Here is a 23,397-nt window from a genome sequence, read left to right as displayed (position 1 = left end):
ACGTGACCATTCTTATCAAACTAAAGTACAATTTTCGGACTGCGTTAGCATTTTTTCATAAATATTTTCACGCTCTGTTTCCGGGTCCATCTCAAGCCGCACATCCAGCATTGCCAGGCAGCCCTCAATGAAGCTTCCCCCATGTTCAGCCCATCATCATCACAGCAGGACAGCCTCGTTTTTGAGGTCTGTCTGTGGCAACAGCCTCTTGAAACCTGCAGCAATCGGAGAATAGTTCACGCCGCATCACCCTCGTGCAGTTTGGTTACGGGAAATACGCTGACAACGAATTTCACTAAGGCCCGAGAAAAGGCAAATATTGACTGGGGAGCGGGAACGCCGGCCACATTTCATGAACAACGGTCTTTATCTGAACGACTCTATAGCGAACAGGGGCTCAATACCCAACTTCTTCTTGGCCATAAATCCAGAAAACAGACCGATAGTTATCATGATGATCGAGGTAAAGATTGGATAACTGTCGCTATCTGATCGAGCAAACGGAAGGGGTTTTGATAAAACGTTTTGATAATGTTTTGATAAAAGTTGCGATTTTAATAATAAAACAACGGGAGCATTAAGCTCCCGTAATCATTCAGCGCTAAAACACACTTACATGTGTTTAACGATAGCGTCGCCAAACTCTGAACATTTCAGCAGCTTAGCGCCTTCCATCAGGCGTTCGAAGTCATAGGTGACAGTCTTGGCAGCAATCGCACCTTCCATCCCCTTAACAATCAGATCGGCTGCTTCAACCCAGCCCATGTGACGCAGCATCATTTCTGCAGACAGGATCACTGAACCTGGGTTCACTTTATCCTGGCCGGCATATTTTGGCGCCGTGCCGTGGGTGGCTTCGAACAGTGCGCACTCGTCGCCAATGTTGGCGCCCGGGGCAATGCCGATACCGCCAACCTGTGCCGCCAGGGCGTCGGAGATGTAGTCACCATTCAGGTTCATACAAGCGATCACGTCGTATTCCGCCGGGCGCAGCAGAATTTGCTGCAGGAACGCATCGGCAATCACGTCTTTAACCACGATATCTTTCCCGGTTTTCGGGTTTTTGATCGTCAGCCACGGGCCACCGTCGATTGGCGTGCCGCCGAATTCTTCACGCGCCAGCTCATAGCCCCAATCCTTAAAGGCGCCTTCGGTGAACTTCATGATGTTGCCTTTGTGCACCAGCGTGACTGAATCGCGATCATTGGCGATGGCGTATTCGATCGCCGCACGCACCAAGCGTTTGGTGCCCTGCTCTGAACATGGCTTGATGCCGATACCGCACTGCTCTGGGAAACGGATCTTCTTCACGCCCATTTCGTCGCGCAGGAATTTGATCACTTTATCCGCTTCGGCAGAGCCGGCTTTCCATTCAATGCCGGCATAGATGTCTTCCGCGTTTTCACGGAAGATCACCATATCGGTCAGTTCAGGGTGTTTTACCGGGCTTGGCGTGCCCTGGTAGTAACGCACCGGGCGCAGGCAGACGTACAAATCCAACTGCTGGCGCAGCGCCACGTTCAGGGAGCGGATACCGCCGCCGACCGGGGTGGTCAGGGGGCCTTTGATGGCAACGCGGTAATCACGAATCAGCTCCAGCGTTTCATCCGGCAACCAAACGTCTTTGCCGTAAACGTGGGTGGATTTTTCACCGGTGTAAATTTCCATCCAGGCAATCTTACGCTCGCCGCCGTAGGCTTTGTTAACCGCGGCATCAACCACATTAATCATCGCCGGGGTAACGTCTACGCCGATACCGTCGCCTTCAATGAAGGGGATAATCGGGTTATTGGGAACAACCAGTTTACCCTTGGCATCAACCGTAATTTTCTCACCTTCCGCCGGAACCACTACTTTGCTTTCCATCAACCTCTCCTTCAAGCGCAATTTGTTAATGCTTTGTAAGATACGTGTCAATACTACTCGAATATTCAGTTCACGCCAATCCAAAACGGATTGCGTTATAATGCGCTAATCCTTCATAATCTCAACTATTATGACTAAATTCCCTGTTAAAAATCACCAAGTTAAACGATTCAGCAAAACCCGCCAACGCCCGCGCCCTGTGCCCCAGGGGCCGCGCCGGGTGGTGTTATTCAATAAACCCTTCGACGTATTACCCCAGTTCACCGATGAAGCCGGCCGCGCCACGCTAAAGGCGTTTATCCCTTTTAACGATGTCTACGCCGCCGGGCGGTTGGATCGCGATAGCGAAGGCCTGCTGGTGTTGACCAACGACGGCAAGTTACAGGCGCAGTTAACTCAGCCAGGCAAACGCACCGGCAAGGTTTACTACGTGCAGGTGGAAGGCGAACCGCAGGAAAATGATCTGGCCCGGCTGCGCCAGGGCGTAGAGCTGAAAGATGGCATGACGCTGCCCGCCGGCATCGAGCGCGTTGCAGAGCCGGACTGGCTGTGGCCGCGTAATCCGCCGATCCGTGAGCGCAAATCCATTCCCACCAGTTGGCTGAAAATCACCCTTTTTGAAGGGCGTAACCGCCAGGTGCGGCGCATGACGGCGCACATTGGGTTCCCTACCCTGCGTTTGATTCGCTACAGTATGGGAGAGCTTTCCCTTGGCGATCTGCAGCCCGGCGAATGGAAAACCCTTGATGCCGTTTAGCGCCGCATTCGCCAAGGAGAAAGCGGCCGAGTAAAGCATCAGAATAGCAAAACAAAGGAAACAGCATGTTCAAACCCCACGTTACCGTGGCCTGCGTGGTGCACGCCGCAGGCCGTTTCCTGATCGTTGAGGAAACCATTAATCACAAGGCGTTGTGGAACCAACCAGCCGGCCACCTGGAGGCCAACGAAACGTTGATCGAAGCGGCAGAACGCGAACTGTGGGAAGAAACCGGCATCCGCGCCACACCGCAGTCATTCCTCAAACTGCACCAGTGGACCGCCCCCGACAACACGCCGTTCTTGCGCTTCAGCTTCGCCATTGAGTTAGCGGAAACGCTGCCAACCGAGCCGCACGACAGCGATATCGATCGCTGTTTATGGCTGCCGGCCGAGCAAATTCTTTCTGCCGGCAACCTGCGCTCGCCGCTGGTGGCGGAAAGCCTGCGCTGCTATCAACGCAATGAACATTACCCGCTGTCGTTGATCAGCCACTACCAATAACGGTTCAGCCACGCAGCAAGAAGTGCCGTGCGTCGCCGGCGGCACCGTGATAAAATCCTGCGCTTGTTTTTACCTGCACGGTTCATTCGTGTTCAAGCTCGTGAGATTCCCATGTCAGACAATAGCCAGAAAAAAATAATCGTCGGGATGTCCGGCGGCGTCGACTCATCCGTTACCGCCTATCTGTTACAGCAACAGGGCTATCAAGTCGCTGGGCTGTTCATGAAAAACTGGGAAGAGGACGATGATGAGGAATACTGCTCTGCCTCGGCCGATCTGGCCGATGCGCAAGCCGTATGCGATAAACTCGGCATTGAACTGCACACGGTGAACTTTGCGGCGGAATACTGGGACAACGTGTTTGAGCTGTTCCTGGAAGAATATAAAGCCGGGCGCACACCAAACCCCGATATTCTGTGCAATAAGGAAATCAAATTTAAAGCTTTCCTGGAATTTGCGGCGGAAGATTTGGGCGCGGATTACATCGCCACCGGGCACTATGTGCGCCGCCAGGACGTCGACGGTAAAAGCCGCCTGCTGCGTGGCGTAGACGGCAACAAAGACCAGAGCTACTTCCTGTACACCCTAAGCCACCAGCAGGTGGCGCAGAGCCTGTTCCCGGTGGGCGAGCTGGAAAAACCCCAGGTGCGCCGCATCGCGGAACAGTTGGATCTTGTCACCGCGAAAAAGAAAGACTCGACCGGCATCTGCTTTATCGGCGAGCGTAAATTCCGTGATTTCCTTGCGCGCTACCTGCCCGCGCAGCCAGGCCCGATCGTCACCGTCGACGGCCAAACCATCGGCGAGCACCAGGGGCTGATGTACCATACGCTGGGGCAACGCAAGGGCCTGGGCATCGGTGGTATGAAAGACAGCAGTGAAGATCCGTGGTACGTGGTGGATAAAGACGTCGCCAATAACGTGCTGGTTGTCGCGCAAGGCCACGAGCACCCGCGCCTGATGTCCGTCGGGCTGATTGCCCAACAGCTGCACTGGGTCGACCGCGAACCGCTGGCGGGCGCTTTCCGCTGCACGGTGAAAACCCGCTATCGTCAGCAGGATCTGCCCTGCAGCGTAACCCCGCTTGATGCCGATCGCATCGAAGTGCGGTTTGATGATCCCGTTGCGGCGGTCACCCCTGGCCAGTCGGCAGTATTCTATCAGGGCGAAGTCTGCCTGGGCGGCGGGATCATTGAACAGCGCCTGCCGTTCACCGAGGCCTAATCAGGCGCGAGGCCGTTGCCGGGCCGCTGGCAGCGGGGCAATGCGCATACCACGCTGGGTTTAGCCCACGTTTTATGGCATGATCCGCGGCAAAGAGTGTCACCCGTTGTTGCCATGCCAGGCCGCTCACGCGGCGCCGGCCCCCTGCCAACCCGGCAACATATGCTGCGGTAGGCTGCCGACAACGTTCACAGGAGTCATCGTGGCAAAGAATTATTACGATATCACGCTGGCCATGGCTGGCATCAGCCAGTCGGCGCGCCTGGTTCAACAACTGGCGCATGAAGGGCAATGCGATCGCGAAGCGTTTCATACATCGTTGAACAGCCTACTGCAAACCGATCCGCCGTCAACGCTGGCCGTGTTCGGCGGCGAAGAACGCAACCTTAAGGTGGGCCTGGAAACGCTGATGGGCGTGCTCAATGCCAACAACAAAGGTATGGGCGCCGAACTGACGCGCTACACCATCAGCCTGATGGTGCTGGAGCGCAAGCTGAACGCCAAGAAACAGGCGATGGATACGCTGGGCGAGCGCCTGGGCCAGTTGGAGCGCCAGCTGGCGCACTTTGAGCTGGAATCGGACACCATCATCAGCGCCCTGGCAGGTATCTATGTCGATGTGGTCGCCCCGTTGGGCCCACGTATCCAGGTCACTGGCTCACCTGCCGTGCTGCAAAACCCGCAGGTGCAGGCCAAGGTTCGCGCCACGCTGCTGGCCGGCATCCGTGCCGCCGTGCTGTGGCAACAGGTTGGCGGCAGCCGCCTGCAGTTAATGTTTTCCCGTAATCGTCTGTTCAAGCAGGCGCAAAATATCGTTGCTCATTGTTAATCTTCCCAGGAGTTGCTACCGATGGAATTATCCTCACTGACCGCCGTTTCCCCCGTTGATGGACGCTACGGTGATAAAGTCAGCGCACTGCGTACCATTTTCAGCGAATTCGGTTTGCTGAAATTCCGCGTACAGGTTGAAGTACGCTGGCTGCAAAAACTGGCGGCCTGCGCAGAAATCAGGGAAGTTCCCCCATTTGATGCCGACGCAAACGCTTTCCTTGACAAGATCGTCGCGGAATTCAGCGAACAGGACGCCCAGCGCATTAAAACCATCGAACGCACCACCAACCACGACGTCAAAGCGGTTGAGTATTTCCTGAAGGAAAAAGTGGCGGAGGTGCCGGCCCTGCATGCGGTTTCTGAATTCATCCACTTTGCCTGCACCTCGGAAGACATTAACAACCTGTCCCATGCGCTGATGCTGCAAACCGCGCGTCAGGACGTGCTGCTGCCGCACTGGCGCAAGCTGATCGACGCCATCAAGGGCCTGGCGCAGCAATATCGTGATATCCCGCTGCTTTCGCGCACCCACGGCCAGCCAGCAACGCCATCAACCATCGGTAAAGAGCTGGCTAACGTCGCCTACCGGATGGAACGCCAGTTCCGCCAACTGGAACGCGTTGAAATCCTCGGTAAGATCAACGGCGCCGTCGGCAACTATAACGCCCACATTGTCGCCTACCCGGAAGTAGACTGGCACCGCTTCAGCGAAGCGTTCGTCACTTCGCTCGGCATCACCTGGAACCCGTACACCACCCAGATTGAGCCGCATGACTACATTGCCGAACTGTTCGACTGCGTGGCACGCTTCAACACCATCCTGATCGACTTCGATCGCGATATCTGGGGTTACGTGGCGCTGAACCACTTCAAACAGAAAACCATCGCCGGTGAAATCGGTTCTTCCACCATGCCGCATAAAGTCAACCCGATCGATTTTGAAAACTCCGAAGGTAACCTGGGCCTGGCCAACGCGGTGATGGGCCACCTGGCCAGCAAACTGCCGGTTTCCCGCTGGCAGCGCGATCTGACCGATTCCACCGTGCTGCGCAACCTGGGCGTCGGTGTGGGCTATGCGTTGATCGCCTATCAGGCGACCATGAAAGGCATCAGCAAGCTGGAAGTGAACCAGGCGCACCTGCTGGACGAACTGGATCACAACTGGGAAGTGCTGGCGGAGCCGATTCAAACGGTAATGCGCCGCTACGGCATCGAGAAACCTTACGAGAAGCTCAAAGAGCTCACACGCGGCAAGCGCGTAGATGCGGCCGGCATGCAGGCGTTTATCGACGGCCTGGCGCTGCCGGAAGAAGAAAAAACCCGCCTGAAGGCAATGACGCCGGCCAACTACATCGGCCGCGCCACCCGCATGGTCGACGAATTGAAATAACGCGTTGGGCAAGCGCCCTTCCCATATCAGGCCGGCCGGTGTTACAACCGGCCGGCTTTTTTATTGGCCGCAATACTTACGCTACATGCATAAACGCCTGTAGCCGCTGCCGTTGCTGCCCATCTGCGGTAAAGTTTTCCGCAGCCAGCCAGTGGGTGAACGCCGTTTTAATGGCCGGCCAGCGATCGGCGGTTATCGCAAACCAATCGGTATCGCGGCTGCGCCCCTTAACGACCACCGCCTGGCGGAACCGGCCTTCAAACAGGAAGCCAAAGCGCAACGCAGCCTGGCGTGAAGGCGCGTTCAGACTATCGCATTTCCATTCGCAACGTCGGTAACCCAGTTCGTCAAAGGCGTAACGCAGCATCATAAAAATGGCTTCGGTGGCGCAGGTTTGCCGCTTCATCAGGGGTGACCAGCACACGTGGCCGATCTCCAGCACGCCGTTGCCCTGATCAATACGCATAAAGGCCACCGATCCCACCGGCCGCTGTGCCTGCGTATCCACCACCACCAGGTTGACCAAGCCAGGATTGTTGAGCATGTTTTGCAAGTGCTGCAATAGCGCCGGGGCATTTTCCGGCCGTTCGGTCGGCAAATAGGTCCAGTCCCGCCCGTCGGGTATTTGCGCATACGCCTGGTACAGCGCCTCATAGTCGCGTTCCGGCTCCAGCGGCTCCAGCCGGCAAGACTGCCCCGCCAAGCTTTTTCCCACCGGCCGCTGCGCCCCCTGCCAGCCCACCAGCGGTTCGCCCACGGGCTGACCATATTGATTGATCGCCATACATCCTCCGTTAAGGCAGCCAAACGCCGCTTATCGTTAGAGAATACGCCACGACAGCGGGAGATAAAACCGGATAGGCCAAGGGCAGCCGCGAACGGCTTTCGCCAGATGAGGGAACGCGTACCGGCTGCGACACATCTGGCGTACCCTCTAGGCGAATTTCTCAACAATATTAAGGTTATTTAACGCTGTTTTAAGCAGAGCGCGGCATTGTTGATATGTGGTTTATCCGCCGTTGCCGATAATGGTTAGGTATCCGATAACCATAGCGCTGTTTTTCAGCCGCCAATCCGTGGCGGCTTGCCTCCGGGGAAGGTAATACCTACCATAACGGCAAACTTATATGATAATTGACGACGGTTTATTATTCCCCTGGCGCCAAACGCGTTACCTTTAAAGACGAGAGCCAAGTGTTCCGCCCGCATATTTCACAGGAGAGCCCCATGCGAGTATTGGTAGTTGAAGATAATGGTTTGCTACGGCATCACCTTTCAGTACAAATGCGTGATATGGGGCACCAGGTGGATGCCGCCGAAGACGCCAAGGAAGCGGATTATTTCTTGCAAGAGCACGCGCCGGATATTGCCATTGTCGATTTGGGGCTGCCGGGCGAAGACGGCCTAAGCTTGATTCGCCGCTGGCGCGCCCACCAGATGAAGCTGCCGATTCTGGTGCTCACCGCGCGCGAAAGCTGGCAGGATAAGGTGGCCGTGCTGGAAGCCGGGGCCGACGACTATGTCACCAAACCCTTCCACCTGGAAGAGGTGATCGCGCGCATGCAGGCGCTGATGCGCCGCAATAGCGGCCTGGCTTCGCAAGTCATCGTGATGCCGCCGTTCCAGATCGATCTCTCACGCCGTGAACTGAGCGTTAACGAAGAACAAATCAAACTGACGGCGTTCGAATACACCATTATTGAAACGCTGATCCGCAACGCCGGCAAGGTGGTCAGCAAAGATTCGCTCATGCTGCAGCTCTACCCCGATGCGGAATTGCGCGAAAGCCATACCATTGATGTTCTCATGGGGCGCCTGCGCAAAAAATTGCAGGCCGTTCATCCACAGGAAGTGATTACCACGGTGCGTGGTCAGGGCTACCGATTCGACACTAAGTGAGTCTCATGTTCTTTAAGGATAAAAAACCATTTTCGCTGCGCGCCCGCTTTTTGATGGCCACGGCGGGGGTCATTCTGGCGCTCTCCTTGTCTTACGGTATGGTCGCCGTGGTGGGGTATATCGTCAGTTTCGACAAAAACGCCTTCCGCCTGCTGCGCAGTGAAAGCAACCTGTATTTCAGCCTGGCGCAATGGAACAGCGGCCGCCTGACCATCGCCATTCCGCCGGGGCTCGATCTCAACGTGCCAACGCTGGTGTTTATCTATGACGAGCAAGGCCAGTTGTTGTGGAGCCAGCGCAAAATGCCGGAGCTGGAGCCGCTGATTCAAAAAGAGTGGCTGAAGGAATCCGGCTTTTACGAGATCGACACCAACGTGCGTATCAGTAGCGAAGTGCTGGGGGATAACCCCAAAGCGCGCGCGCAGTTGAAAGGCTACGACGATACCGATCAGGACGCACTTACCCACTCGGTGGCGGTGAACAAATACGCCGCTACCGCCAGCCTGCCGGCGCTAACCATTGTGGTGGTTGATTCCATCCCGCAGGAGCTGCAACGCTCCGATGTGGTGTGGGATTGGTTTAGCTATGTGCTTTTGGCCAACCTGCTGCTGGTGGTGCCGCTGCTCTGGCTGGCGGCCCACTGGAGCCTGCGGCCAATCAAAATGCTGATCAAACAGGTCGGAGAATTGGAAGAAGGCGCGCGCGAGCACCTGGACGAAAACCCACCCAGCGAGCTGCGCGGGCTGGTACGTAACCTGAACATCCTGGTGAACAACGAGCGCCAGCGTTATACCAAGTACCGCACGACGTTATCCGATTTGAGCCACAGCCTGAAAACGCCGTTGGCGGTGCTGCAAACCACCCTGCGCTCGCTGCGCGCCGGCAAGGAAACCACGATCGAATCCGCCGAGCCGATCATGCTTGAGCAGATCAGCCGTATTTCGCAGCAGATCGGCTATTATCTGCACCGCGCCAGCATCAACTCCGGGCAAACGGTGCTGACGCGTGAGATCCACTCCGTGCCGGCGCTGCTTGATAGTCTGGTGGTGGCGCTAAACAAAGTTTATCAGCGCAAAGGTGTGGTGCTGACGCTGGATATCTCGCCGGAAGTGACGTTCGTCGGCGAGAAAAACGACTTTATGGAAGTGATGGGCAATATTCTGGAGAACGCCTGCAAATATTGCCTGGAGTTTGTCGAGATCACCTCGCTGCACTCGGAGAAAGATCTGACCATCGTCATTGATGATGACGGCCCCGGGATCCCGGAGAGCAAACGTGAGCTTATTTTTCAACGCGGGCGCCGCGTCGATACCATGCGCCCCGGCCAGGGGCTGGGGCTATCGGTCGCGGCAGAAATTATTGAACAGTATGACGGCCAAATCACCATCAGCGACAGCCCGTTGGGCGGCGCACGCATGCAGGTCACCTTCTCCCGCCAGCATGAGCCGCACCACCATGAGTAAATGTGTCGGCCTGGCCTGAATGCAACGACCAGCGGCGCCATCGGGTGAGGGGCCAGGGATCGGCGAGTAACAAAGCTAACGCACATACAACGTTGCGTTTGATCGGTATAATCGCCATCAGGCTCACTCCTCTATCCTGGAATAGAACATGGACTATCAACTCGAACTGGACTGGAACGACTTTCTGCAACGCTACTGGCAAAAGCGCCCGGTGATTATCAAACAAGGCTTCAAGAATTTTATCGATCCCATCACCCCGGATGAGCTGGCCGGGCTGGCGATGGAAAACGAAGTGGATAGCCGCTTGGTCAGCCACCAGGATAGCCGCTGGCAGGTCGCGCATGGCCCCTTCGAAAGCTACGATCATCTTGGGGAGAACGATTGGTCACTGCTGGTACAGGCCGTCGATCACTGGCATGAGCCTTCCAGCGCGCTGATGCGCCCGTTCCGCACATTGCCGGACTGGCGGATTGACGATCTGATGATCTCATACTCCGTACCGGGCGGCGGCGTCGGCCCACATCTCGATCAGTACGATGTTTTCATCATTCAGGGCGCCGGGCGCCGCCGCTGGCGCGTTGGCGAAAAAACGCCGCTGAAACAGCACTGTCCACACCCGGATCTGCTGCAGGTGGAGCCCTTCGACGCCATCATTGATGAAGAAATGGTGCCGGGCGATATTCTGTATATTCCACCGGGCTTCCCGCATGAAGGTTATGCCCTGGAAAGTGCGCTCAATTATTCCGTCGGCTTCCGGGCGCCGAATGGCCGTGAACTGGTGAGCGGTTTTGCCGACTACGTGCTGGCGCACGAACTGGGCAGCCGGCGCTATGGCGATCCGGACATTGCCCTACGCGATAGCCCAGCCAGCGTGTTGCCGCAGGAAGTGGACGCCCTGCGCAAGATGATGCTGGAACTGGTTGAACAACCGGAACAATTCCAGCACTGGTTTGGCGAGTTTATTTCGCAATCACGCCATGAACTGGATGTAGCGCCGCCAGAGCCGCCTTACCAGGCCGGGGAAATTTACGATCTGCTGCAACAGGGGGAATCGCTGCAACGACTAGGGGGCCTGCGCGTACTGCGCGTCGGCGACCGCTGCTTCGTTAACGGCGAGTTGATCGATACCCCGCACCTGCAGGCGGCGGATGCGCTATGCCAACACTACAGCGTGGATGCCGCCATGCTGGGGGTTGCGCTAGACGATCCGTCGTTCCTCGCCCTGCTTAGCGCGCTGGTCAACAGCGGCTACTGGTTCTTTAACGATTAATCCGGCCCTCCCCCGGCGCTGTCTACGGCCGGGGGCAAGGCACCCCCAGCAGGCATTAAGCGTGCGCCAGCGCCTGATAGCGCGCTATCTCGGCCTCCGGTACGCCAGCCTTATGCGCTGCTTCGCAGATCTGCTGCCAGGTATTGGCATCCACCGGGATCCCCTTCTCACGCCGCTCCGCACGGTTGGCCTCTTCCCACTCGCCCGGCACCTGAATCGGCGCCTCACCGCTTTGCGGCGATGCTTTCACCCAGGCAAGAAACGCTTCCGCCTCTTGCTGCATCTGCGGCGCGGCAAAGGCTTGCGGATTGAGGATCAAGGTGGTCATGCAGTTGAAGATAGCATCGTTGCTGGTCTGCAGCGTTTCATCGTGGGTAGTCTGGCCGCCGGACAACGCCCCGCCGAGAATTTCACACAGCGTCGCCAGCGCATAGCCCTTGTGGAAACCAAACGGCAACAGCGAACCATAGGGCTGCTCGTGCATCACGTTCGGTTCGACGGTGGGTTGCCCTTCGGCATCAATCAGGTAGCCGGGCGCCACGCGCTGGCCCTTGTTGTATGCCACACGGGTTTTGCCAAAGGCGATACCGCTGGTGGCGAAGTCCAGCAACAGCGGCTTTTTGCCTGGCCGGGGGAAAATCACACAAAATGGGTTGGTGCCGAAACGCCGATCGCTGCCGCCAAACGGCGCCACCATCGGATCGCCCACCACGTTGACAAAATGGATAGAGATCAAACCGGCGCGGCCACACTGTTCGGCCCAGTGGCCGATACGGCCGATATGATGGGAATTGTTCAACGCCACTGCCGCCAAGCCTAATTGCTGCGCGCGCTCAATGCCTTTTTCCATCGCCTGGTAGGCCGCAACCTGCCCAAAGGCCTTGCCGCCGTCGATGGTCAACACCGCCCCGGCGTCGCGCACCACGTTGATCTGGCCATTGAGCTGCAAATGCCCCTGCGCCAGCGACGACATATAGCTTGGGATCATCCCGACGCCGTGGGAATCATGGCCGGCAAGGTTGGCCTGGATCAGATGCTCTGCCACCAGCTCCGCTTCACGGGGCGTGCTGCCCGCGTGCCGCCAGAGTGTTTGCACAAATGCATTAAGATGTTCGCTGTCGATACGATACTCGGTACTCATACTGCCAGTTCCTTGTGCGTAAAAAAGGTACTGACACACTAAGCATAAACACCGGCTGCTGCAAGCAGCTGCGCGGCCATCGCCGGCGTTATTCGCCAATGCGATAAAAAGCCCGCGCTTATTTTTTTACCCGCTCCGCCGCCAGCGAAGCGATACGCATAATCACCGCTACCGCCTGCTCCATCCCTTCCAGCGTGACGAACTCATGTTTGCTGTGATAATTGTAGCCACCGGTAAACAGGTTCGGGCACGGCAGGCCGCGGAACGAAAGCTGTGCGCCATCCGTCCCGCCGCGAATCGGGTTCATGATGGGCTCAATGCCGCAATCGCGCATCGCCTGCTGCGCCAGCGCGATCACATGCGGATGTTCAGCCACCTGCTCGCGCATGTTGTAGTAACTGTCTTCGATGGTCACTTCAATATAGCAATCACGCGGCAACCCCTTGCCGACCTGCTGCGCCGCGTCGATCATCCGCCGCTTGCGCGCCTCAAAGCCATCACGCTCGAAGTCACGCAGGATATAGTGCATTTCGGCACGCTCGACGTTGCCCTTGATGCCATGCAGGTGGTAGAAGCCCTGATAGCCTTCAGTGTTTTCCGGCGTTTCATCGGCTGGCAACGCCTGATGGATACGGGTGGCCAACGCCAGCGCGTTCACCATCACCCCTTTGGCGCTGCCGGGATGCACGTTGTTGCCGACGATTTTCACCGTTACTGAAGCCGCGTTAAAGTTTTCGCACTCCAGTTCCCCCACCCCGCCGCCGTCCACGGTGTAGGCCCAGACGGCATCAAACGCCGCAACGTCAAAAAAGCGCGCGCCCTTGCCCACTTCTTCATCCGGCGTGAAGGCCACGCGAATATCCCCGTGCGGAATTTTTCGCTGTTTTAACCGCACCATCGCCGTGAGGATTTCGGCAATCCCGGCTTTATCGTCCGCCCCGAGCAGCGTTTTCCCGTCGGTGGTGATCAGCGTTTGGCCCAGCAGTTGATGCAGGATCGGGAACATGACCGGCGACAGCACCTCATCGCCAATGCCCAACGCAATATCGCCGCCGCGGTAGTTTTCCACCACCTGCGCATTGACGTTTTTCCCGGTAAAGTCCGGTGACGTATCCAGGTGGGAAATAAAACCAATGGCCGGAACCGGCCAGGCGACATTGCCCGGCAACGTACCCATGACGCAGCCATGTTCACTCAACGATACCTGTTCAAACCCCAACTCAATCATTTCCTGTTGCAACGCGCGCGCCAGCTTCATCTGCCCATCGGTGCTGGGCACATGTTTGACATTCGCTTTCGATTGCGTATCGAATGAGATGTAGTTAAAAAAGCGATCTAGTAGTTTTTCCATGGTTCCGCCCTCAATATGCCGCGTTTCATTATGCGGAACCGATCCTGATCAAATATTGAGACAGGTCATTATTAACCAGAATTAATTGAAATCATTAATCATCTTGATGGGTAATTACCCGGCAATCACATAAAACAGACACATTTCACATATAAAATAATGAAAAACCGGATGAACGGCTGGGATCAGCTTTCAATTAATGCGCTCAACGTCTATCATGCGCGCTCTAAAATTTCGATCGGCGCCACTGGTTTTGAGCAGCAAGGGTTGGTACGCTCACCCTACAAGCTCACGCAGTCTTTTCCAGTAGCGGTTCTATCTGCATTAGCCTACGGGATAGAGTGACACCCTAAATGACTGAGAAACCCTCTCTGACTTCTCTCGTTGAACTGCATGCTATAAGCAAAGGGTTCGACGGCAAGGAGATCATCTCCGATCTCAACCTCACCATTAACGACGGCGAATTCCTGACTATTCTCGGGCCTTCCGGCTGCGGTAAAACCACCGTTTTGCGCCTGATCGCCGGGCTGGAAGACCTTGATCACGGGAAGATTATGCTGGAAGGCCTGGATATTACCGATATCCCCGCCGAGCAGCGCCACGTGAATACCGTATTCCAGAGCTATGCCCTGTTCCCGCACATGAGCGTATTCGACAACGTGGCCTTTGGCCTGCGGATGCAGAAAACCCCGGCCGCGGAGATCGCCCCGCGGGTGGAAGAAGCACTGCACATGGTGCAACTGGCCGAATTTGCCCAGCGCCGCCCAAGCCACCTGTCCGGCGGCCAGCAGCAGCGCGTGGCCATCGCCCGTGCGGTGGTGAACAAGCCCAAGGTGCTGCTACTGGACGAATCGCTGTCCGCGCTGGATTACAAACTGCGCAAACAGATGCAAAACGAACTGAAGGCGCTACAACGCAAGCTGGGCATTACATTTGTGTTCGTCACCCACGATCAGGAAGAAGCGCTGACCATGTCGGATCGCATCGTGGTGATGCGCGACGGCCGCATTGAGCAAGACGGCAGCCCGCGTGAAATCTACGAAGAACCGAAAAACCTGTTCGTCGCCAGCTTTATCGGTGAAATCAACATTTTTGATGCCACGGTACTGCAACGCATCGACGCGCAGCGGGTGCGCGCCAACGTGGAAGGCCGCGAGTGCGACATCTATGTCAACCTGCCGGTAGAACCAGGCCAGCAGTTGAAAGTGCTGTTGCGCCCGGAAGATCTGCGCGTGGAAGAGATCAACGACAGCGAGCATGTCGACGGCCTGATCGGTTACGTGCGCGAGCGCAACTACAAAGGCATGACGCTGGAATCGGTGGTCGAACTGGAAAACGGCAAAATGGTGATGGTCAGTGAGTTCTTCAACGAAGACGATCCGGACGTTGACCATTCGCTGGATCAGAAGATGGCGGTCACCTGGGTTGAAAGCTGGGAGGTGGTGCTGGCCGATGAAGAAATCGCGTAAGCTGTTACAGAATGTGGTGATCACCGGCGTAGTGGCCTGGCTGCTGCTGTTCGTGTTCCTGCCGAACCTGATGATTATCGGCACCAGCTTTCTGACCCGCGACGACGCTAATCTGGTTCAGATGGTGTTCACGCTGGACAACTACACCCGGCTGTTTGATCCGCTGTATGCCGAGGTGATGCTGCATTCGCTGAACATGGCCGTCATCGCCACGCTGTGCTGCCTGATCATCGGCTACCCGTTCGCCTTTATCCTGGCGCGCCTGCCGGAGAAAGTGCGGCCGCTGCTGCTGTTCCTGCTGATCGTGCCTTTCTGGACCAATTCACTGATCCGCATCTACGGCCTGAAACTGTTCCTGAGCACCCGCGGCTATTTAAACGACTTCCTGCTGGGGTTAGGCATCATTGATAAGCCGCTGCGGATTATGTACACCTCTGAAGCGGTGATCCTGGGGCTTATCTATATTCTGCTGCCGTTTATGGTTATGCCGCTCTATTCCAGCATCGAGAAGCTGGATAAATCCTGCCTGGAAGCCGCACGCGATCTGGGCGCCAACAAGCTGCAGACCTTTATCCGCATTATCGTGCCGCTGACCATGCCGGGCATTATCGCCGGTTGTCTGCTGGTGTTGCTGCCGGCCATGGGCCTGTTCTATGTGGCGGATCTGATGGGCGGCGCCAAAAATCTGCTGATCGGCAACATCATCAAGAGCCAGTTCCTTAACATCCGCGACTGGCCGTTTGGGGCCGCAACCAGCATCACGCTGACGCTGGTTATGGGGTTACTGCTGCTGGTGTATTATCGCGCGGCTAAGCTGCTGAACAAGAAGGTGGAACTGGAATGATCGGGCGCCTGCTACGCGGTGGTTTTATGACCATCATTTATGCTTATTTGTATATCCCGATCGTGATCCTGATCGTCAACTCGTTCAACGCGTCACGCTTCGGCATTACTTGGCAAGGGTTTACCACCAGTTGGTACAGCACGCTGATGAACAACGACAGTTTGCTGCAGGCTGCCGGCCATTCGCTGACCATGGCGGTGCTTTCCGCCACCTTCGCCACGCTGATCGGTTCGCTGACCGCGGTGGCGCTTTACCGCTACCGTTTCCGCGGCAAACCGTTCGTCAGCGGCATGCTGTTTGTGGTGATGATGTCGCCGGATATCGTGATGGCGATTTCCCTGCTGGTGCTGTTCATGCTGCTGGGCATTTCGCTGGGCTTCTGGTCGCTGCTGTTCTCGCACATCACTTTTTGCCTGCCGTTTGTGGTGGTCACCGTGTATTCACGGCTGAAGGGCTTCGACGTGAAAATGCTGGAAGCCGCACGCGATCTGGGCGCGGGCGAGTTCACCATCCTGCGAAAAATCATTCTGCCGTTGGCGATGCCGGCCGTGGCGGCAGGCTGGTTACTGAGCTTCACCCTGTCGATGGACGACGTGGTTGTTTCGTCGTTCGTCACCGGGCCAAGCTACGAAATCCTGCCGTTGAAGATCTATTCTATGGTGAAGGTCGGCGTCTCGCCGGAGGTGAACGCACTGGCGACCATCCTGCTGATACTGTCGCTGGCGCTGGTGTTGGCCAGCCAGTTAATCATGCGCGATCGCACCGCCAGGGCGGCCTGAACCACAAAGGCGCAGCGATGATCGCTGCGCCTGTTTCTTTACCGCGCCACCATTTCCTCCCCCCTGCACATCCTGTTGGTTTATCTGCTAAGCATCGGCCTCAACCGGCTTTACCCTCTACGGCGCGCCACCTATAATGGCCGCTCTCTGGGGTGTGGCACACCGCTTCACAGCGAAATGCCGCACCGTAATACGCGCACCATAACTGCTGAAGGAAACGCTGGATGAAAAAGTGGTCACATCTGCTCGCAGCCGGGATGATGGCACTGAGCATTTGCTCTGCAAATGCCGCTGATGACGGCAAAACCCTCTATTTCTACAACTGGACGGAGTACGTACCGCCGGGCTTGCTTGACCAGTTCACCAAAGAAACGGGTATCAAGGTGATCTATTCCACCTATGAATCCAACGAAAGCATGTATGCCAAGCTGAAAACGTATAAAGACGGCGCGTATGATCTGGTGGTGCCATCCACCTATTTTATCGCCAAAATGCGCAATGAAGGCATGCTGCAAAAGATCGACAAGAGCAAACTAAGCCACTTCAAAGATTTGGATCCCAACCTGCTTAACAAGCCATTCGATCCGAATAACGATTACTCCATCCCGTATATCTGGGGCGCCACCGCTATCGGCATCAACAGCGATGCCATCGATCCGAAAACCGTCACCGGTTGGGCCGATTTCTGGAAGCCAGAATATAAGCACAGCCTGCTGCTGACCGACGATGCGCGCGAAGTCTTCCAGATTGCGCTGCGCAAGCTCGGCTATTCCGGCAACACCACCAACCCGCAAGAGATTGAAGCCGCCTATAACGAGCTGCAAAAGCTGATGCCCAACGTCGTGGCGTTCAACTCCGATAACCCGGGCAACCCGTTTATGGAGGGGGAAGTCAACCTCGGCATGATCTGGAACGGCTCCGCGTACGTTGCGCGCCAGGCCGGCACGCCGCTGGAGGTGGTTTGGCCGAAGGAAGGCGGGATCTTCTGGATGGACAGCCTGGCCATCCCGGCCAATGCCAAAAACGTGGAAGGCGCGCTGAAGCTGATTGATTTCCTGCTGCGCCCGGAAATTGCCGTGCAGGTAGCCAAAACCATCGGTTACCCCACGCCGAATCTAACCGCACGAAAGCTGTTGCCGAAAGAGATTGCCGAAGATCCGTCGCTGTACCCGGATGAAGCAACCATCAAAAACGGCGAATGGCAGAACGACGTCGGCAGCGCCAGCACGCTGTATGAAACCTACTTCCAGAAGCTGAAAGCCGGGCGTTAAGCACCCCGTCCCCCTCTCTGCGGGAGAGGGGGATCATTTCCCCCTTCCCCGGCATCGTACCGCTTAGGGTATATCTGCCCGCTCGATTTTACCCACCAGGAATTTATGCACGAACTTCGGCACCACTTCGCTGGCCGGGCCGTAGTGTTTCTCTTCAAACTGGCTTTCAACCTGGCTGGGCTCCAGGTTCAACTCCATGGTATAGGCCCCACCGAGGCGCGCCTCATGCACAAAGCCGGCTGCCGGATACACATGGCCGGAGGTGCCAATGGCGATGAAAAAGTCGGCCTTCGCCAGCGCGTGATAAATATCGTCCATCCGTAACGGCATTTCGCCAAACCAAACGATATGCGGCCGCAGCGGCGCCGGGAATTGGCAGCAGTGGCAGCGATCGTCCACGCTAAGATCGCCCGGCCAGTCAAACACCTGGCCGGAACGGGTACAGCGCACCTTCAACAGTTCGCCATGCATATGCACAACGCGGCGGCTACCCGCACGCTCATGCAGATTGTCGATATTCTGGGTTACCAGCAGGAAGTTATCCCCCAGCCACTCTTCCAGATCCGCCAGCGCGCGGTGGGCGGCATTAGGCGCAATGCCCGGCTCCTGTAGCTGGCGGCGCCGGGCATTGTAAAATGCCTGCACCAGCGCGGGATTGCGCTGATAACCTTCCGGCGTGGCGACATCTTCTACCCGGTGCTCTTCCCACAGCCCATCGGCGGCACGGAAGGTGCGAATCCCGGATTCAGCAGAAATCCCGGCACCGGTCAGCACCACCACAAACGGCTTTTTCAGCTCTGCCGCCGCCATGGTGTCTCGGTGAAAAATACGCGATCGCTCGCGTTGGTGCAGCATGTGTTTGCTTTTACGAAATCGGCACAGCCGATGGCGAATGCGCATAGCCTCTCCTTATCTAATTCTATCCACTACATTGAGGAATGCAGCCCCACGGACACCGCCTGCGTCGCCATACCGTGCTTTTTCAATGCGGGGTAGTTTGGCCACGCGCAGCAAATGCGCCGGTAGGCGTTGTGGCAACGCCTGATAAATGGTTGAAAAATTCGACAGCCCACCGCCGATCACCACCAGATGCGGGTCAATAATCGTCAACAGGTTGCCCAGGCACACCGCCAGCACGTCCAGAAAGCGCTCGACATGCGCCACCGCCTGCGGCTCGCCGGCCTGATAATGCGCGATGATCTGCGTGGCCGGCAGCGCCTGCTGGTAAAAATGCGCATACAGCCACTCAAACCCACGCCCAGAAATATAATTTTCGATGCAGCCTCGCTGCCCGCAGCCACAGGCCACCAGAGGAATATCGCGGCCCAGCACCGCCAGTGCGTCTACCGGCAGCCGAAAGTGGCCAAATTCGCCGGTGACGAAATTGCGCCCGGAAACCACCTTGCCGTCCACCACCAGCCCGCCGCCCACGCCGGTGCCAAGAATAATGCCCAGCACCATCGGATAGCGACGAAACTCTTCATCCCAGGCTTCGGACAGTGCAAAACAGTTCGCGTCGTTATCAATACGCACTTCGCGGCCGATCCGCGCGGCCAGATCGCGCGGCAGCGCCTGGCCCATGGCCGCGGGCACATTGGCGGTAAACAGGGTGCCGTCATCAGCATTGGGCAAACCGGGGATACCGATGCCCACCATGCCCTGCTCGCCGCACATGGCATCGGCCTCAAAGGTTAGATCGCACAGGGTCGTCAACAGTTGCTGATAATCGTCACGCGGCGTCGGCACCCGCTTCTGCCACACACGCTGTAGCCTGGCATCAAAGACCCCCAGTTCAATCTTGGTGCCGCCCATATCGAAACCGTAGTACATAACCTTACCCCAGGCCAGATCCCCAGCGCCGCCGGCAGATGGGGGAATAAAAATGGGGCCGCATTGCTGAAGCCCCGTTTTAGCATTACTGCCCGCTTAACACGCGCGCCGGATCGATCCGGCTGGCTCGCCTGGCCGGATACCAACTGGCCAGCAGGCTCAGCACGATGGAGGTCGCCAACACGCTGGCAACATCCAGCCAGCGCAGCTCGGAAGGCAGGAAGTCGATAAAATAGATATCGCCGGACAGGAATGCATGCCCGATCATCTTTTCTATCGCCTTAATGATATTCGTCAGTTGCAGGGAGGCAATGACGCCAACCACCACGCCGCTGAGGCTGCCTACCAACCCGGCCAGCAAACCGTACCAGATAAAAATGGCGCGAATAAAGCCGTCTTTCGCCCCCAGCGTACGCAACACCGCAATGTCGCTGCTTTTATCCTTCACCGCCATCACCAGGGTAGAGACGATATTGAAGCAGGCGACGCCGATCACCAACACCATCGCCAGATACATAATGGCGCGGATCATCTGGATATCGCGGTACATATAGCCATAGGTGCCAATCCAGCTTTTGATATACACATAGGCGTTGGTCACCTCGCCCGCATCGCGCACCAGCTTATTGGCGGCAAACACGTCGTTGACCTTAATAGCGATGCCGCTCACATCGTCACCCATTGCCAGATACTGCTGCGCATCGGCCAGCGGCACCATCGCCAGGCTATGATCCAGTTGCCCGCTCAGTTGCAAAATACCGGTGACGTGCAAACGGATGCGTTTTGGCTGCAACAGCTTCATCTGCGGATCGCTATTGGGGATCATCACCGTCACGTAGGCGCCTTCCTTAACGCCCAAGGCATCGGCAACGCCTTTCCCCAGGATCACCTGCTGCTCGCCACTGTTAAAGCGGCGCCAGGCATCGCCCTGCACATACTTCGGCAACGCGCTCAGGCGGCTTTCCTGCTGCGGGTCAACGCCTTTGACCTGCACCGCACGCAGTTGGGCGCCGTTTTCCAACAGGCCGGTAAAGTTGATGTAAGGCGCCGCGGCGGCAATGCCCGGCACCTTTTCCACCCGCTGCAGCACCTGCTGCCAGCCGGCCAACGGCGGTTTAACCGGCATGATTTCGCCGTGGGGCACCACCGCCAGCACACGGTTGTTCAACTCGCGCTCAAAGCCGTTCATGGCGCTCAGCCCGACGATCAGCACCGCCACGCCCAGCGCAATGCCAACGGTGGATATCACTGAAATCAGCGAAACCATGCCGCCGCGCCGACGGCCGCGGCTAAAGCGCAGCGCGGCCAGCAGTGAAAGGGGCAAACCGGCCATTACTCAGCCCCCAACAGGGTCAGTTGCGCTTGCAGGTGGCCGTCGCGCATTTCCAACTGCCGGCTAAGGCGTTTTGCCAACTGCAGATCGTGCGTCACCACCAGGAAGGCGGTGCCCTGGCGAACGTTAAGTTCGCCAAGCAGATCAAAAATGCTGTCGGCAGTACGCTGGTCAAGGTTACCGGTTGGCTCATCCGCCAGCACCAGCGCAGGGTTATTGACCAACGCCCTGGCGATAGCCACACGCTGGCGCTCGCCGCCGGAAAGCTCCGATGGGCGGTGTGCGCTGCGTTTATCCAGCCCGACGGCCGCCAGCATCTCCTGCGCTTTTTCCTGCGCCTGCGCCGGCTTCACGCCACCAATCAGCAACGGCATGGCGGTGTTTTCCAGCGCGGTGAAATCGGGCAGCAAATGGTGGAACTGATAGATAAAGCCCAGATCGCGGTTGCGCAGCTCGGCCCTGGCGGCGGAAGAGAGTTTGTTCAGCACCTGCCCTTTAAAAATCACCTCGCCGGAGGTGGGCGAATCCAGCCCGCCCAGCAGGTGCAGCAGCGTACTCTTACCGGAACCCGAGCTGCCGACAATCGCCATCATCTCACCCGGCTGCATGGCAAAACTGACGTTGCGCAGCACAGAAGTTTGCAGATTGCCTTCCTGATAGGTCTTGCTCAGGTTGTCACACTGCAGCAAAAGATGGTCACTCATAACGTAAAGCCTCAGCGGGTTGTACGGCGGCAGCGCGCCATGAAGGGTAAAGCGTAGACAGCAAGGATATCGCCATCGCCGATACGGCGATGACGGCCACCTGCAACGGGTTCACCGCCACCGGCAGCGACGCACCGTCAACCAGGATGCCGAGCACCGGTATCAGCGTATTCAGGTTACAGGCCAATAGCACGCCAAGCGCCGTACCAAGCAGCGAGCCGATAATCCCGGCGCTGGCCCCCTGGGTCATGAACACCGCCATGATTTGACGCCGCGTCAGCCCCAGGGTTTGTAAAATGGCGACCTCGCCCTGTTTTTCCATCACCAGTAGGCCAAGCGACGTAATAATATTGAAGGCGGCCACGGCCACGATCAGGCTCAGCAGCAGCCCCATCATGTTTTTTTCCATGCTCACCGCCTGGAACAACTCGCCTTTACGCTCGCGCCAATCTTGCCACTTCGCGCCCTGCGGCAACGTTTGCTGGCTCAGGACATCGACAGACAACGGCTGTTGCAGGAACAGACGCCAGCCGGTAATACTGCCGGCCGGGTAACGCATCAGGCGCGATGCATCCTGTTGGTTGACCAGCAGTTGATAGCCGTCCACTTCGCTGTTGGCGTGGAAGGTGCCAACCACGGTGAACAGCCGCTGGCTCGGTATACGCCCCATCGGGGTAAACTGGCTGGCGCTCGGCACCATCAGGCGCAGCTGTTCACCGCGTTTGATACCCAGTTGATCGGCCAACTGTTCGCCAATGATGATATTGTACTGGCCGGGCTGCAGCTGTTGCTGCTTCACGTTGACCAGATAGGGCGTGAGCGGATCCGGTTCGTCCGGGTTGATGCCCAACATCACGCCGACCGCCACGCTATGGGCGCTTTGCAGCACCACATCGCCGGTGGTCAACGGCGCAATGCGGGTGACGCCCTGCAAATTTTGCAGGCTGGCGGCGGGGAACCGTTGCGGATCGATCGCCCCCTGCGGGCTGGTGATTAACGCCTGCGGCATCAGGCCCAGAATATTGCTTTCCAGATCCTTTTCGAAACCGTTCATCACCGACAGCACGGTGACTAACGCCATCACACCCAGCGTAATGCCGATGGTGGACAGCCAGGAGACAAACCGCCCAAAGCGGTCTGAGGCTCGCCCACGCATGTAGCGCAGGCCAATGAATAACGCGACTGGTTGATACATGAAATCCGTTTTGTTGCCGTAGCTTAAGCAAAGTGACTAAGGATAATAAAGGCTGCGCCTGCTTTAGGGAACCACTCAGCCGGTTTTATTCTTTCCGGGTGCGTCTCACCTTTACAGATTGTAAACCAGCGCGTGGCGACATGTTGGATAATCGCCGCGCCCTACCCGCCCCCCATGATTAAATTGATTAAATAATGCCCGCAAGGTGCAGCCAATGGCGTTTTGCCTATGTCAGTTTATTAGCCAGTGGGCTAGTATAGCCACAGTTAACGCCCCT

The 23,397-nt window shown here is 57.2% G+C and carries 22 protein-coding genes and 2 pseudogenes; 14 read left to right on the top strand and 10 right to left on the bottom strand.

What is annotated here, in order from left to right; translation table 11 throughout:
• Positions 1-15: 15 nt before the first annotated feature.
• Positions 16-240 (bottom strand): annotated as a pseudogene (locus ABFX35_RS06820) (antiterminator Q family protein).
• 24 nt (positions 241-264) lie between these two features.
• Between ABFX35_RS06820 and ABFX35_RS06815 the strand changes: the two are divergent.
• Positions 265-492 (top strand): annotated as a pseudogene (locus ABFX35_RS06815) (site-specific integrase); the annotation flags it as partial.
• Between the two features lie 120 nt (positions 493-612).
• Here ABFX35_RS06815 and icd read toward each other — a convergent pair.
• Entirely contained in the window at positions 613-1,866 is a 1,254-nt protein-coding gene (gene icd / locus ABFX35_RS06810) for an NADP-dependent isocitrate dehydrogenase (RefSeq protein WP_095844605.1), read from the bottom strand.
• A gap of 130 nt (positions 1,867-1,996) precedes the next feature.
• On the opposite strand from icd, the gene rluE reads away from it, so the two are divergent.
• From rluE to purB, 5 genes are all read left to right on the top strand, one after another.
• Entirely contained in the window at positions 1,997-2,623 is a 627-nt protein-coding gene (rluE, locus tag ABFX35_RS06805) for a 23S rRNA pseudouridine(2457) synthase RluE (RefSeq protein ID WP_279028698.1), read from the top strand.
• Positions 2,624-2,688: 65 nt separating this feature from the next.
• Complete coding sequence (locus ABFX35_RS06800; protein ID WP_095844607.1) at positions 2,689-3,126, top strand: NUDIX hydrolase; 438 nt, start codon at positions 2,689-2,691, stop codon at positions 3,124-3,126.
• 111 nt (positions 3,127-3,237) lie between these two features.
• Positions 3,238-4,350, top strand: coding sequence for a tRNA 2-thiouridine(34) synthase MnmA (gene mnmA / locus ABFX35_RS06795; RefSeq protein WP_346079979.1), 1,113 nt, complete (start codon positions 3,238-3,240; stop codon positions 4,348-4,350).
• A 202-nt stretch (positions 4,351-4,552) separates the two neighbouring features.
• Positions 4,553-5,179 (top strand): high frequency lysogenization protein HflD, encoded by a 627-nt coding sequence (gene hflD / locus ABFX35_RS06790; RefSeq protein ID WP_095844609.1) that lies wholly within the window; start codon positions 4,553-4,555, stop codon positions 5,177-5,179.
• Positions 5,180-5,200: 21 nt separating this feature from the next.
• Entirely contained in the window at positions 5,201-6,571 is a 1,371-nt protein-coding gene (gene purB, locus ABFX35_RS06785) for an adenylosuccinate lyase (protein WP_279028691.1), read from the top strand.
• 76 nt (positions 6,572-6,647) lie between these two features.
• On the opposite strand, the gene ABFX35_RS06780 is transcribed toward purB, so the two are convergent.
• Positions 6,648-7,355 carry a GNAT family N-acetyltransferase gene (locus ABFX35_RS06780; RefSeq protein WP_346079976.1) on the bottom strand — a complete coding sequence of 236 codons (708 nt, stop codon included), beginning with the start codon at positions 7,353-7,355 and terminating at the stop codon, positions 6,648-6,650.
• 443 nt (positions 7,356-7,798) lie between these two features.
• Between ABFX35_RS06780 and phoP the strand changes: the two genes are divergently transcribed.
• From phoP to ABFX35_RS06765, 3 genes are all read left to right on the top strand, one after another.
• A complete protein-coding gene (gene phoP, locus ABFX35_RS06775; RefSeq protein ID WP_095844616.1) occupies positions 7,799-8,470 on the top strand; it encodes a two-component system response regulator PhoP in 672 nt (223 codons plus the stop codon).
• Between the two features lie 5 nt (positions 8,471-8,475).
• Positions 8,476-9,933: a two-component system sensor histidine kinase PhoQ gene (gene phoQ, locus ABFX35_RS06770; RefSeq protein ID WP_346079974.1), complete on the top strand. Its 1,458-nt coding sequence runs from the start codon at positions 8,476-8,478 to the stop codon at positions 9,931-9,933.
• Positions 9,934-10,081: 148 nt separating this feature from the next.
• Positions 10,082-11,203, top strand: a complete 1,122-nt coding sequence (locus ABFX35_RS06765; protein ID WP_346079972.1) for a ribosomal protein uL16 3-hydroxylase — start codon at positions 10,082-10,084, stop codon at positions 11,201-11,203.
• 55 nt (positions 11,204-11,258) lie between these two features.
• On the opposite strand, the gene ABFX35_RS06760 is transcribed toward ABFX35_RS06765, so the two are convergent.
• Together ABFX35_RS06760 and pepT are read right to left on the bottom strand one after the other, a co-directional pair.
• A complete protein-coding gene (locus tag ABFX35_RS06760; protein ID WP_346079970.1) occupies positions 11,259-12,344 on the bottom strand; it encodes a malate/lactate/ureidoglycolate dehydrogenase in 1,086 nt (361 codons plus the stop codon).
• Positions 12,345-12,462: 118 nt separating this feature from the next.
• A complete protein-coding gene (gene pepT / locus ABFX35_RS06755; RefSeq protein ID WP_121554968.1) occupies positions 12,463-13,695 on the bottom strand; it encodes a peptidase T in 1,233 nt (410 codons plus the stop codon).
• Positions 13,696-13,866: 171 nt separating this feature from the next.
• Here pepT and ABFX35_RS06750 point away from each other — a divergent pair, with 171 nt between their 5' ends.
• The 5 genes from ABFX35_RS06750 (at position 13,867) to potD (ending at position 18,058) form a co-directional block, all read left to right on the top strand.
• On the top strand, positions 13,867-14,040 hold the full coding sequence (locus ABFX35_RS06750) for a hypothetical protein (RefSeq protein WP_279026579.1): 174 nt from the start codon (positions 13,867-13,869) through the stop codon (positions 14,038-14,040).
• 8 nt (positions 14,041-14,048) lie between these two features.
• The gene (gene potA, locus ABFX35_RS06745; protein ID WP_346079967.1) at positions 14,049-15,164 is read left to right on the top strand and encodes a spermidine/putrescine ABC transporter ATP-binding protein PotA; all 1,116 of its coding nucleotides are present in this window, start codon (positions 14,049-14,051) and stop codon (positions 15,162-15,164) included.
• The gene (potB, locus tag ABFX35_RS06740; RefSeq protein WP_095844622.1) at positions 15,148-16,008 is read left to right on the top strand and encodes a spermidine/putrescine ABC transporter permease PotB; all 861 of its coding nucleotides are present in this window, start codon (positions 15,148-15,150) and stop codon (positions 16,006-16,008) included. The genes potA and potB overlap by 17 nt, the downstream gene beginning before the upstream one ends.
• A complete protein-coding gene (gene potC / locus ABFX35_RS06735) occupies positions 16,005-16,787 on the top strand; it encodes a spermidine/putrescine ABC transporter permease PotC (RefSeq protein ID WP_121554966.1) in 783 nt (260 codons plus the stop codon). Before potB ends, potC begins: the two co-directional genes overlap by 4 nt.
• 224 nt (positions 16,788-17,011) lie before the next feature.
• Entirely contained in the window at positions 17,012-18,058 is a 1,047-nt protein-coding gene (potD, locus tag ABFX35_RS06730) for a spermidine/putrescine ABC transporter substrate-binding protein PotD (RefSeq protein ID WP_279026572.1), read from the top strand.
• 63 nt (positions 18,059-18,121) lie between these two features.
• Here potD and cobB read toward each other — a convergent pair whose 3' ends face one another.
• The 5 genes from cobB to lolC form a co-directional block, all read right to left on the bottom strand.
• Positions 18,122-18,958: a Sir2 family NAD+-dependent deacetylase gene (gene cobB, locus ABFX35_RS06725; RefSeq protein WP_279026570.1), complete on the bottom strand. Its 837-nt coding sequence runs from the start codon at positions 18,956-18,958 to the stop codon at positions 18,122-18,124.
• Between the two features lie 9 nt (positions 18,959-18,967).
• Entirely contained in the window at positions 18,968-19,888 is a 921-nt protein-coding gene (gene nagK / locus ABFX35_RS06720; protein WP_346079963.1) for an N-acetylglucosamine kinase, read from the bottom strand.
• A gap of 85 nt (positions 19,889-19,973) precedes the next feature.
• The gene (gene lolE / locus ABFX35_RS06715) at positions 19,974-21,221 is read right to left on the bottom strand and encodes a lipoprotein-releasing ABC transporter permease subunit LolE (RefSeq protein WP_346079961.1); all 1,248 of its coding nucleotides are present in this window, start codon (positions 21,219-21,221) and stop codon (positions 19,974-19,976) included.
• Positions 21,221-21,925 carry a lipoprotein-releasing ABC transporter ATP-binding protein LolD gene (lolD, locus tag ABFX35_RS06710; RefSeq protein ID WP_346079960.1) on the bottom strand — a complete coding sequence of 235 codons (705 nt, stop codon included), beginning with the start codon at positions 21,923-21,925 and terminating at the stop codon, positions 21,221-21,223. Before lolD ends, lolE begins: the two co-directional genes overlap by 1 nt.
• Complete coding sequence (gene lolC / locus ABFX35_RS06705) at positions 21,918-23,120, bottom strand: lipoprotein-releasing ABC transporter permease subunit LolC (RefSeq protein WP_095844629.1); 1,203 nt, start codon at positions 23,118-23,120, stop codon at positions 21,918-21,920. The genes lolD and lolC overlap by 8 nt, the downstream gene beginning before the upstream one ends.
• Positions 23,121-23,397 lie beyond the last annotated feature (277 nt).

The organism is Gibbsiella dentisursi, assembly GCF_039539505.1.
Lineage (GTDB): Bacteria > Pseudomonadota > Gammaproteobacteria > Enterobacterales > Enterobacteriaceae > Gibbsiella > Gibbsiella quercinecans.
Note: the sequence above shows the minus strand (reverse complement) of the source record. Positions and strands in the feature narration are given on the sequence as shown.

Excerpts from the sequence above, each read along its gene's own strand:
- icd (WP_095844605.1), bottom strand. The coding sequence starts at position 1,866 with ATGGAAAGCAAAGTAGTGGTTCCGGCGGAAGGTGAGAAAATTACGGTT.
- rluE (WP_279028698.1), top strand. The coding sequence starts at position 1,997 with ATGACTAAATTCCCTGTTAAAAATCACCAAGTTAAACGATTCAGCAAA.
- ABFX35_RS06800 (WP_095844607.1), top strand. The coding sequence starts at position 2,689 with ATGTTCAAACCCCACGTTACCGTGGCCTGCGTGGTGCACGCCGCAGGC.
- mnmA (WP_346079979.1), top strand. The coding sequence starts at position 3,238 with ATGTCAGACAATAGCCAGAAAAAAATAATCGTCGGGATGTCCGGCGGC.
- purB (WP_279028691.1), top strand. The coding sequence starts at position 5,201 with ATGGAATTATCCTCACTGACCGCCGTTTCCCCCGTTGATGGACGCTAC.
- ABFX35_RS06780 (WP_346079976.1), bottom strand. The coding sequence starts at position 7,355 with ATGGCGATCAATCAATATGGTCAGCCCGTGGGCGAACCGCTGGTGGGC.
- phoP (WP_095844616.1), top strand. The coding sequence starts at position 7,799 with ATGCGAGTATTGGTAGTTGAAGATAATGGTTTGCTACGGCATCACCTT.
- phoQ (WP_346079974.1), top strand. The coding sequence starts at position 8,476 with ATGTTCTTTAAGGATAAAAAACCATTTTCGCTGCGCGCCCGCTTTTTG.
- ABFX35_RS06765 (WP_346079972.1), top strand. The coding sequence starts at position 10,082 with ATGGACTATCAACTCGAACTGGACTGGAACGACTTTCTGCAACGCTAC.
- ABFX35_RS06760 (WP_346079970.1), bottom strand. The coding sequence starts at position 12,344 with ATGAGTACCGAGTATCGTATCGACAGCGAACATCTTAATGCATTTGTG.
- pepT (WP_121554968.1), bottom strand. The coding sequence starts at position 13,695 with ATGGAAAAACTACTAGATCGCTTTTTTAACTACATCTCATTCGATACG.
- ABFX35_RS06750 (WP_279026579.1), top strand. The coding sequence starts at position 13,867 with ATGAACGGCTGGGATCAGCTTTCAATTAATGCGCTCAACGTCTATCAT.
- potA (WP_346079967.1), top strand. The coding sequence starts at position 14,049 with ATGACTGAGAAACCCTCTCTGACTTCTCTCGTTGAACTGCATGCTATA.
- potB (WP_095844622.1), top strand. The coding sequence starts at position 15,148 with ATGAAGAAATCGCGTAAGCTGTTACAGAATGTGGTGATCACCGGCGTA.
- potC (WP_121554966.1), top strand. The coding sequence starts at position 16,005 with ATGATCGGGCGCCTGCTACGCGGTGGTTTTATGACCATCATTTATGCT.
- potD (WP_279026572.1), top strand. The coding sequence starts at position 17,012 with ATGAAAAAGTGGTCACATCTGCTCGCAGCCGGGATGATGGCACTGAGC.
- cobB (WP_279026570.1), bottom strand. The coding sequence starts at position 18,958 with ATGCGCATTCGCCATCGGCTGTGCCGATTTCGTAAAAGCAAACACATG.
- nagK (WP_346079963.1), bottom strand. The coding sequence starts at position 19,888 with ATGTACTACGGTTTCGATATGGGCGGCACCAAGATTGAACTGGGGGTC.
- lolE (WP_346079961.1), bottom strand. The coding sequence starts at position 21,221 with ATGGCCGGTTTGCCCCTTTCACTGCTGGCCGCGCTGCGCTTTAGCCGC.
- lolD (WP_346079960.1), bottom strand. The coding sequence starts at position 21,925 with ATGAGTGACCATCTTTTGCTGCAGTGTGACAACCTGAGCAAGACCTAT.
- lolC (WP_095844629.1), bottom strand. The coding sequence starts at position 23,120 with ATGTATCAACCAGTCGCGTTATTCATTGGCCTGCGCTACATGCGTGGG.